The sequence below is a fragment of the Planktotalea sp. genome, assembly GCF_039984035.1.
GTDB lineage: Bacteria > Pseudomonadota > Alphaproteobacteria > Rhodobacterales > Rhodobacteraceae > Planktotalea.
The window spans coordinates 1-9,422 of the sequence record NZ_JBDWVM010000179.1 but is presented as its reverse complement, the minus strand read 5'-3'; the positions used below and the strand labels follow the sequence as shown (position 1 = coordinate 9,422).

9 protein-coding genes and 1 other RNA gene are annotated in these 9,422 nt (G+C 52.0%); 5 read left to right on the top strand and 5 right to left on the bottom strand.

The window, feature by feature from the left end; genetic code table 11:
• On the bottom strand, nt 1–554 hold a 554-nt coding region (locus tag ABJQ89_RS08230), incomplete at its 3' end, for a DUF2182 domain-containing protein (protein WP_348495766.1).
• A 65-nt stretch (nt 555–619) separates the two neighbouring features.
• Here ABJQ89_RS08230 and ABJQ89_RS08225 point away from each other — a divergent pair.
• Nucleotides 620–1,348: an FCD domain-containing protein gene (locus ABJQ89_RS08225; protein ID WP_348495765.1), complete on the top strand. Its 729-nt coding sequence runs from the start codon at nt 620–622 to the stop codon at nt 1,346–1,348.
• A gap of 718 nt (nt 1,349–2,066) precedes the next feature.
• On the opposite strand, the gene ABJQ89_RS08220 is transcribed toward ABJQ89_RS08225, so the two are convergent.
• Nucleotides 2,067–2,651: a hypothetical protein gene (locus tag ABJQ89_RS08220; RefSeq protein WP_348495764.1), complete on the bottom strand. Its 585-nt coding sequence runs from the start codon at nt 2,649–2,651 to the stop codon at nt 2,067–2,069.
• A gap of 368 nt (nt 2,652–3,019) precedes the next feature.
• Between ABJQ89_RS08220 and ssrA the strand changes: the two genes are divergently transcribed.
• The 4 genes from ssrA (at nt 3,020) to ABJQ89_RS08200 (ending at nt 6,628) form a co-directional block, all read left to right on the top strand.
• Nucleotides 3,020–3,370, top strand: a transfer-messenger RNA (tmRNA) gene (gene ssrA / locus ABJQ89_RS08215).
• A gap of 238 nt (nt 3,371–3,608) precedes the next feature.
• Nucleotides 3,609–4,724, top strand: coding sequence for a Hint domain-containing protein (locus tag ABJQ89_RS08210; RefSeq protein WP_348495763.1), 1,116 nt, complete (start codon nt 3,609–3,611; stop codon nt 4,722–4,724).
• Nucleotides 4,725–4,805: 81 nt separating this feature from the next.
• Nucleotides 4,806–5,879, top strand: coding sequence for a trifunctional transcriptional activator/DNA repair protein Ada/methylated-DNA--[protein]-cysteine S-methyltransferase (locus ABJQ89_RS08205; protein WP_348495762.1), 1,074 nt, complete (start codon nt 4,806–4,808; stop codon nt 5,877–5,879).
• Nucleotides 5,876–6,628: an isocitrate lyase/phosphoenolpyruvate mutase family protein gene (locus ABJQ89_RS08200; protein WP_348495761.1), complete on the top strand. Its 753-nt coding sequence runs from the start codon at nt 5,876–5,878 to the stop codon at nt 6,626–6,628. Before ABJQ89_RS08205 ends, ABJQ89_RS08200 begins: the two co-directional genes overlap by 4 nt.
• A 38-nt stretch (nt 6,629–6,666) precedes the next feature.
• On the opposite strand, the gene ABJQ89_RS08195 is transcribed toward ABJQ89_RS08200, so the two are convergent.
• The 3 genes from ABJQ89_RS08195 to ABJQ89_RS08185 form a co-directional block, all read right to left on the bottom strand.
• Nucleotides 6,667–7,443 carry an enoyl-CoA hydratase-related protein gene (locus ABJQ89_RS08195; protein WP_348495760.1) on the bottom strand — a complete coding sequence of 259 codons (777 nt, stop codon included), beginning with the start codon at nt 7,441–7,443 and terminating at the stop codon, nt 6,667–6,669.
• A 27-nt stretch (nt 7,444–7,470) separates the two neighbouring features.
• The gene (locus ABJQ89_RS08190) at nt 7,471–7,932 is read right to left on the bottom strand and encodes a cytochrome c-type biogenesis protein (protein WP_348495759.1); all 462 of its coding nucleotides are present in this window, start codon (nt 7,930–7,932) and stop codon (nt 7,471–7,473) included.
• Nucleotides 7,929–9,422, bottom strand: a 1,494-nt coding sequence (locus ABJQ89_RS08185; protein ID WP_348495758.1) for a heme lyase CcmF/NrfE family subunit, incomplete at its 5' end; no start/stop codon positions are given. The genes ABJQ89_RS08190 and ABJQ89_RS08185, both read right to left, overlap by 4 nt.

Below are 9,422 nucleotides of genomic sequence, written 5' to 3'. Positions count from 1 at the left end.
CGCACACCGCCGACAACGCCAGTTTTCCAGCGGCCTAAGAAATAGTTCATTGGGCTGTGGCACACGCCGTGGCAGATTTCTTTAGCGCGGGTGAATTGGAAAAGGCCGACAACGATCAGCAACCCGCCCGCAAACAGCGTTGAATTGGGCATGCCCAGCATGTCGATCACACCACCAAAGAGCAGCGCCAATTGCACACCCGTGATGAGCGCCGCGAAGGTAATCCACGCGATCATGTAGCCTGCGAGAACGCCCAGCCACCCTGCCCGCGTGCCATTGGCCGATGTCATCAACGCCTCATAAGATTGCAGCGTTGGCACCATCGTCGGCAGCATCATCGCGGCCATCATGATCGCCCACATCGCAAACAATGGACCGAACTCGGCCATAGGCATCTTCATGTCCATGCGCGGGTCCATTGCGGCCATGCGCTGCCCCATCTCACCGGGGCGCCCGATCAGATCAAGGTCCATTTGCATCGCCATCATATACATCATCCACCACGACAGCAGGATAATGCCAAAAAAGCCAAGCCAGAGAGTTGAGCGGATCATAAAGGTGTGAATCACTTCTAGGTTAGTGTTGCGTTTTTAATGTCAGACATTTAAACGTCTGACAAATGAAAATTGATCCAAATTCAAAAGCAGACCTCTCGGCGCAGATCGCCAAAGCTATTCGCGATGCCATCATCAGCGGCGCGTTGATCGTAGATGAACGTCTGCCGTCCGAGGCAGAGCTCTCCGATCAATTCGAAGTGTCGCGTGCCACGGTGCGCGAAGCGTTGAAACGATTGGCGGCGCAAAGCCTCATCCGCACCCAGCGCGGTGCCTTTGGCGGGGCGTTCGTGAACCGCTTGAGTTTTGAAGAGGCTTATGGTCAGCAGATCACCACCTCAACCCTTTTGCTTTCTATGAATGCCGTCAGCTTTGATGTGGCTTGCGAAGCGCGTTTCGCGTTAGAGCGCGCCTGCGCGCCCCTCTCCGCCGAGCGGCGCACCCCTGATCAACTGGCCACCATGCGCGCAGAGATTTTTCGCCAATCCCAACCGGGCCTCAGCGATGAAAGCTGGTGCGCGAGCGACGTCGCCTTCCACCGTGCTTTGGTCGATGGCGCGGGTAATCCTGTGCTCTCCTATCAACTCGCTGGCGCTGTTGAAGCGATGCAGCCTTTGATGAACATGATCACCTTCACCGCCCGTTCGCGCGAACGCATCATCGCGCTGCATACTGAGATTGCCGATTGCTGCGAAGCGGGCGACGCGGGAGGCATTGAAACCTCGCTACAAGAACTTGCTGTCTACACAAGCGAGCTTGGCGCTGAGATGGCAAGCAAGCGAAAGAAGCAATAACTTAGCGTCGAATGGAGCATAGCTTTAATTTGCACACAGAAAGTCACCATTTGTGCAAAACGCGGTGAATTGCAACTTCGAGCCCACTATTTATTATACTACACAACGCGTTGATGTTTGATGTGATGGGGTGGTTAAAATTAGGTTTGGCCAATTCGAACCGAGCTCGACCAAGGGATTGAGGCGCAAATTTTTCAGAAATTTCATGACTTTGACATTTTGTGTAAACAACAACCGTTTAATGACTTTCCAGGTCGGGAGCCGGAAGCGGTCGCGGTGAACTATTGAGGCTTATATAATTGGTATGAAGTGTTGTTATAACTAATTTCATTACCTCTCAGCAACCATAAACGAAACCCTCGAACTGAGTATGTGAAGGAAAACCTTATTCCATTTTCAAATTTCACCATGAAATCACGAGGGCCTTGTTTGTATACTTTTTCGACGCCCCACCCACAATTGCGAATTGCGTCTAGCACCTGCAGGTGATCATCACATGTCTGATGCCAAGTTTGAATCAAGAGAACGTAGCGGTTAATATTTGGAGAGATCCCTGGATGCTCATGGTCAATATAGTTTTTCCATTCTAAGTTAAGTCTTGGAAGCGCTTCGTGTTTATAACCAGCGTGTAGTACTTCAATCATTTAGGTGCCCCGTTCTTAACACATACGCATTCTAAAATCACAAGCCCGTCTATAAGGCAAGTACAGCAAATTGACTACTTATATTCAATCGAAATTTGACATTCTGAAAGGGCATTACTAGCTTTATTCAATTCTTCTGAAATTTTCTTTCTCTTAAAAATTGTTACCAAAACGGGAATCAGTAAAGATAGAATAATTGGCGCGAACAATATCGTCATTGCCAGCCTTGGACCTATTGGCAACCAAGTTGGTTTTACGATTTCATGATTTGCAAGAAGCGTAGAATTGATTAAAAACCAGAACGAAATCACCGAAAAAGCTAAAGCCAAAGTTGCCAAGGCGATGAATACCCATCTTGGTAGAACTGTTTTTTCAAGCAATCCCTCTGCGGCGTTCAAGTGCCAATTAGAAACGAGAAACTTGTGTGTTTCACCTGTAATCTCATTCGAATTAGCAACTGTGCTATCATCTAGATTGATGTGTCTTTTAATATTACTCCAAACAGAACGCACAAGCTTTGCACGTTGGCGAAGTTCCTGAAAAGGATCACCGAAATAGAAAAGCACAGCCGAGAAACCCATATTCATTGCCACCGACAGCTGCAGGATACTTTGGAAGTCTCCATTTTTATGCAATTCTAGCCCCTCAAAAAACTTCATTATTATTGCAGTATAGTAGCGAAACGTTGGGTGTCACGTTTTTTTTGATTGCGAAGAATTCGCTGTGCCATCATCAACGGTTGCGCTGTTATGATTTCCGCGCAATTAGAGCGCACTCGAACTAAGCTTCATCTCCAACTACGTTCATGATCATGTGAGGCTTCATACTTCGACCGCTGAGCAGACCTCTGGTTCCATCTTCTTGAAGGTTCTCTATGCTTTTCACGTTTCAAATACTGTAAACCTAGCATCGACGCAGGCCTAATGCCCTGCCCCACCTAACATTCTGACCTCAAGCATTTGGACACGCCAAACGCCCAGTATGCTTACAGTAAAGACCCAGCTTTCCCCCTTCATTCCGCCTGTTCCCCCTTGGCATTCCGCGCTGGGCTAACTATATTGAGGGTGCTCGTAAGAGCTATGGACATAAACGCGCTCGTAATAAGCGGTTCGGACCCGGGGGCGGTACCCGGCGACTCCACCAATCACCCGTTCATTTGACGGCGGAGGGGGTCGAAATAGGATCGACGAACGTCTAAAGGGGTTAGCTTTGTTTCGGCTGTCTGCCACCGATATCGGCGAAACTTGTACAATTGCAAATGACAATCGTGCTCCAGTAGCGATGGCTGCGTAAGCAGTTTCAGCTTCTGAAACTTAACTCCCTAGGTTTAGCGACTTAGGGCGGGGTTCGCAGGTACCTGGCAACAGAAACCTGCACTTCCCCAACCCCTGCTATTTGACCTGAAAATAGGTTAATCGCCCGCGTTGAGCGAGTGGTCGTAAATGTCATCTCAAGCCAAAAACCGAGGGAACTACGACATTTCCAAACACACGCTTTCACGCTGCCGATTATCCACATTTTAGTGAACAATATCTCCAAATCGGACCAACTTTTGACACAAAGATCGCGTATCCCTTTCAGGGAGTTATTTTGTCTGTAGTTATTAAGGCTTTGTCATGCCAGCGTTCAGTATCGACAGTGGTACGTCTACCACATACATAGACCCTACCCCCGGCGAAGGGTTGATTATCGATTTTGCCTCTTTGGATAACAGTTTCAGTGTCACCATCAACGGTGTGCCCTTGTTCATTGGCGGCCCTGGCACCTCTCCAAACGAGGTGCAATTCCAAACCAGCGGCACAGATGGCCAGACGGTACGCTTTGAGAATGACGATCTTTACGGCATCGCCACGCAACAAATTTGGCAACTTGGAAATACCAATGGCGATCCTGTAGTTCGTTTGGAAATCAATCCAGACGGCACAATCGCGCTGTCTGGCGTAAGAACGGACAACGGCACGCTTGAGCCACTCGAGCTGTTTAACAACATGAGCGTGAACACCGCCGCCATTGACGCCATTTGGGATGACAATGGCCCCAACACGATTGTTGTGGATCAAATTATCACCGGCCCAACCAATGCCGCAGGCGAGATCACTGACGTGCTTTGCTTTGCGTCAGGCACCATGATCAAGACGCTGCAGGGGCCTGTACGTATCGATGATTTGAAAGTGTCCGATTTGGTTCTGACATTCGATCATGGTTATCAGCCAATTGGCTGGATCGGGTCCTGCGACGTTAGCCCTGAGAATTTGGAAACGCGCCCGAACTTGAAACCGATCTTGATCCGCGCAGATGCTTTGGGGCGTGGGTTTCCTGAACAAGATCTCGTCGTATCACCGCAGCACCGCGTTCTGGTTTCGTCTGCAATTGCAATGCGCATGTTTAATAGCAAAGAGATTTTGGTTCCTGCCAAGAAACTTTTGTCATTAGACGGCGTCGAAGTGCTTGAGGACAATCCTCATGGCGTCAAATACTGGCACATCCTATTTGATGAACATCAGCTGATTTGGTCAAATGGCATGCCTGCAGAAAGCTTGTTCACGGGTCCAGAAGCGTTGAAAGCAGTCTCCCCTGAAGGGCGCGAAGAAATTCAGGCGCTGTTTCCGCAGATTTGCAAACCCGATTTCGAACCGATCTCCGCCCGCTTCATTCCGGAAAAAGGTCGGCTGTTGAAAAAGTTCATTCAACGCCATTTGGACAATAACAAACCGATGTACTGCGGCGCCTGATCAGGTCCCTCAAATGCAAAAAGAAAAATAGCTGCCCGATTTTCGGCGGCAATTGATCTGAGGCCCTGTTAGGGTCGGCTTATGCTTTTTGACCTCCCTGATCATGCCACGCTGTATCAAGCGCTTCTGAACCGCGACGCCGCCTATGATGGCCAAGCCTTTGTTGGCGTCGCCACCACAGGTGTCTTTTGTCGACTAACCTGCCCTGCCCGCAAACCAAAGATCGAGAACTGTACGTTTTATGAATCAGTCGGTGCCTGCATCGAGGCCGGGTTTCGCGCCTGCAAACGGTGTCATCCGATGCAGCCGATGGCCAATGCCAATCCTGCGATTGCCACGCTTCTTGCAGCGCTTGATGAACGTCCAGAGTATCGCTGGTCAGAGGGTGACATCACGCGGATGGGCTTTGATCCGTCCACAATTCGACGTTCGTTCAAACGCCAGTTTGGTATGACATTTCTTGAAATGGCGCGGCAACGGCGATTGCGGGATGGGTTTGATACGATATCTCAAGGGGGAAAGGTGATTGATGCTCAAATCGACGCCGGCTTTGAATCGGCCAGTGCGTTTCGCGCCTCCTTTGCCAAGCTATTGGGACGTGCGCCTGGAACGCTGGACAGCAATCCCCTGCTCTTTGCCGATTGGATTGAAACACCGCTTGGGCATATGATTAGCCTTACGAGCAAATCACACCTTCACCTGCTTGAGTTTGTCGACCGCAAGGCCTTGAAAAGCGAACTAAGCAAAATGGATGAACGGACCAAAGGCAAGATCGGCATCGGCAAGACACCTGCCTCAGAGCAGGTTAAGAGTGAGTTACAGACATTCTTTGATGGCACGTCAGCGGAGTTCAGCACGCCGCTCGCCTTTACCGGAAGCGCGTTTAGCCAACGTGTGTGGGACGAGCTACAGCGCATCCCAGCCGGTCAAACCCGCAGCTATTCAGATATCGCCAAACGTATTGGACAACCCAGTGCCACACGCGCCGTCGCGCGGGCCAATGGCGCTAATCAAATCGCGCTGATCGTGCCCTGTCATCGCGTCATTGGCGCTGATGGATCGCTCACGGGGTATGGCGGCGGGCTATGGCGCAAACAAAAGCTTCTCGAAATCGAACGACATTACAAAACAAAACCCAAGGAAGTCATAGAATGAACGATCAAGCTGCGCAGTTCAAAGCGATGCATGTTAAAGGATCTCCCCTTGTCCTTTATAATATTTGGGATGCTGGCAGCGCGCTGGCCTTGCAAGAGGCTGGCGCTAAGGCCTTAGCAACAGGCAGTTGGTCGCTGGCAGCTGCGCAGGGCTATCAGGATGGCGAAGCGATACCCTTGGACTTTGCAGCGCAACTTGTCGCGCGGATCGCAGCTTCGACAGAGTTGCCGCTGAGCGTCGATTTCGAAGGCGGGTATGCGCGCAGCGCTGATGAGGTCGCGCAAAACCTGCGCCAGATTATCAAGGCAGGCGCAATCGGGATCAACTTTGAGGATCGCATTGTGAATGGCGACGGGCTCTACAACGTTCAAGAGCAATGCGCGCGCATCAGCGCCATGCGCCGCGCGGCCGAAGACGAGGCCTGCCCCCTTTTCATCAATGCGCGAACAGATTTGTTTCTGGGGTCGGACCCAGCAAGCCATGAAAGCCATCGGGACGACGCCATCGAGCGCGCGCAAGCCTACAAAGACGCAGGCGCAGACGGATTCTTCGTTCCGGGGCTTACAGATTTGAAACTGATCAAAGACATTGTAAACGCTGTCAGCTTGCCAGTGAATGTCATGATGAGGGGCAAGCTAACGTCAATCCGCAAGGTCGCGGAGCTTGGCGTCGCTCGGGTTAGTTATGGCCCCGGCTCATACATAAACGCCCTGTCGGACTTCAAAGAGCGGTTCTTAGCGCTTCAATGAATTCTCGAAAGCAAACAGCTTACATCAAGGGCGCTAGATCAGCGCCCTTCGAATGACGCGGGGCGTTTATCCAAAAATGCCAAAACACCTTCTTTGAAATCTCGTGTTTGGCCGCATTTGCCTTGCAGTTTTGCTTCCAAGGTAAGCTGCTCTTCCAACGAGTTTTCGTAAGAGGTGCGGATCGCCTTTTTGATGTCCGCAAAGGCAGCCGTCGGCCCATTCGCCAGATAGCGCGCGCGCTCTTTCCAAGTCGCCGCGAAATCATCCTCTGGCACAACTTCCCAGATCAGCCCCCATTCTTCAGCCTGTGTTGCGGTGATCTTATCTGCAAAAAGCGCCGCGCCCATGGCTTTGGCCATGCCCATCTGGCGCGGCATGAAATAGGTGCCTCCCGCATCTGGGATAAGGCCAATCTTGGCAAAAGCCTGCATAAAGTACGCACGCTCAGAGGCGATCACCACATCTGCGCCAAGCGCGAGGTTGGCGCCCGCGCCTGCCGCTGCGCCATTCACAGCGCTAATCGTTGGCACCGGGCAGTCAGTAATCGCATTCAGCATCGGCTGGTATTCATCGCGCAAAGTGCGCTCTAGATCCATGTTGCCCGCATTGGCGCGATCGCCCAGGTCTTGGCCAGAACAGAACGCACGCCCTGCCCCAGTAATCACCACGCAGCGCGCATCCTTGCCGCCCTGTCGGACCGCGTCTGTCACTTCAGCGCGCATCTGGGTGCTCAGCGCATTCATCACATCAGGACGATCCAGAGTGATCGTCGCGATGTTGTCAGACACATCATAGGTGATTGTTTGATAGTCCATGATTTATCCTGTCTTTGCGCTGTTCATTTAGCGGTCAGTGTTTAGTAGATCATCCAAGCGACGTTTTTCGTCGTCACTGAGTTCATCTAATGCTTGCTCGTCCAGATTTGAACGGCCACGCAAATAGAAAAACCCGATGCCCCCTGCAAGAAGCAACATGAGCGGACCTGCCGCCCAAAGCAACCAGTTCGATCCTGTTACGGTGGGTCGCAGAAGCACAAATTCGCCGTAACGCTCTACGATAAAGGCAATCGCCTGATCATCACTGTCACCTGCCGTTAAACGATCACGCAGCAGAATGCGCAGATCACGTGCGAGAGGTGCATTGCTTTCATCTATCGACTCGTTCTTGCAAACAAGGCACCGCAGCCCTTTGGAGAGTTCGCGCGCTCTGGTCTCTAGCGCCGGATCGCTCAAGACCTCGTCCGGCTCAACCGCGAAAACCGGCATTGCGCAAAGAAGACAGAGGATTAGGAAAAACCGTCTCATTCAGCTGGAACCGATGTTGAACGCTGCTTTTGCGCGCCCGCCGCAATGCGATAGCGACGGTCAGACAGGCTTAGACTTCCGCCAAGCGCCATGAGCAGAACGCCTGCCCAAATCCAATTCGCCAGCGGTTTGATATAGGTTCGAATGACCCATCCACCGTTATCCTGTTGATCGCCAATGACGACATAGACATCGCGCAAGAACCGGTAATCAATCGCGGCTTCAGTGGTTGGCATCTGCGCAACTGGGTAATTCCGCTTTTCAGGGTTGAGGACAGCAATGTCTCGCCCGTCTTGACGCAGAATGACGTCGCCCATCGTTGATAGGTAATTGGGGCCTCTGACCGCTCTGACGTCAGTGAGCTCAAGCTCAAAACCGCCCACTTCAAACGGTGTGTTCAACTCTGCGATACGAATATCTTCCTGCTGCCACGCCATCAGACCAGCAATGCCAAACATCGTCACGCCGAGACCGCCGTGGGCAAAGGCCTTGCCCCAGTCTGCGCGTGGAAGCCGCATGAGGCGAGCAAAGCGCCCACTCTTGCGACCAGTGCGCGACCAAATATCGACCGCCGCGCCAAAGACCATCCAAGCGCCAAGGAACAAACCAATCGGTCCCATCAAAGACCGTCCAGTTTGCATGACCCAAACCAGCAGCGCCAAGGCCAGCGCGAGGATAAACGCATAACGCATCTGATAGGCCGCTTTGCCAATCTTGCCGCGTTTCCATGCCAATGTTGATCCGATTGGAAGCATAATGCCCAAGAGGATCATGAAGGGTGTAAAGGCGAGGTTGAAGAAGGGAGGGCCAACAGAGAGTTTTCTGTCCCAGAACATTTCTGCGAACATTGGCCAAAGCGTTCCGACGAAGACGACAAAACAGGCCACAGCGAGCAAGACATTGTTCGCGACCAGAGCGCTTTCGCGGCTGACAAGACCGAAGATACCTTTGGCTTCCATGGCTGACGCACGGAAGGCAAACAGGATTAATGCCCCGCCTGTGAAGAAGCCAAGGATCATCAAAATAAACACGCCGCGTTCGGGATCGTTTGCGAAGGCATGCACAGAAGTCAAAAGACCCGAGCGCACGATGAATGTACCGATCAGCGAGAAGCCGAAGGCGAGAATAGCAAGCAAGATCGTCCAGCTTTTGAGGCTTTCCCGCTTTTCTACGACAATCGCTGAATGGAGAAGCGCCGCCGCCAGAAGCCAAGGCATGAAGGATGCGTTTTCGACGGGATCCCAGAACCAGAAACCACCCCAACCCAGCTCATAATAGGCCCACCAAGAACCGAGCCCGATGCCGATGGACAAGAAAATCCAGGCCGCCAAGGTCCAGGGGCGCACCCAGCGGGCCCATGCAGCATCGATGCGCCCTTCCAAGAGCGCAGCAACCGCAAAGGAAAAGGCCATCGAAAGGCCAACATAGCCGAGATAAAGGAACGGCGGATGAAACGCCAAACCGGGGTCTTGCAGAAGCGGGTTCAAATC

Bases quoted from the DNA above. Each gene is read 5' to 3' on its own strand.
- ABJQ89_RS08225 (WP_348495765.1), top strand. From the start codon at position 620: ATGAAAATTGATCCAAATTCAAAAGCAGACCTCTCGGCGCAGATCGCC.
- ABJQ89_RS08220 (WP_348495764.1), bottom strand. From the start codon at position 2,651: ATGAAGTTTTTTGAGGGGCTAGAATTGCATAAAAATGGAGACTTCCAA.
- ABJQ89_RS08210 (WP_348495763.1), top strand. From the start codon at position 3,609: ATGCCAGCGTTCAGTATCGACAGTGGTACGTCTACCACATACATAGAC.
- ABJQ89_RS08205 (WP_348495762.1), top strand. From the start codon at position 4,806: ATGCTTTTTGACCTCCCTGATCATGCCACGCTGTATCAAGCGCTTCTG.
- ABJQ89_RS08200 (WP_348495761.1), top strand. From the start codon at position 5,876: ATGAACGATCAAGCTGCGCAGTTCAAAGCGATGCATGTTAAAGGATCT.
- ABJQ89_RS08195 (WP_348495760.1), bottom strand. From the start codon at position 7,443: ATGGACTATCAAACAATCACCTATGATGTGTCTGACAACATCGCGACG.
- ABJQ89_RS08190 (WP_348495759.1), bottom strand. From the start codon at position 7,932: ATGAGACGGTTTTTCCTAATCCTCTGTCTTCTTTGCGCAATGCCGGTT.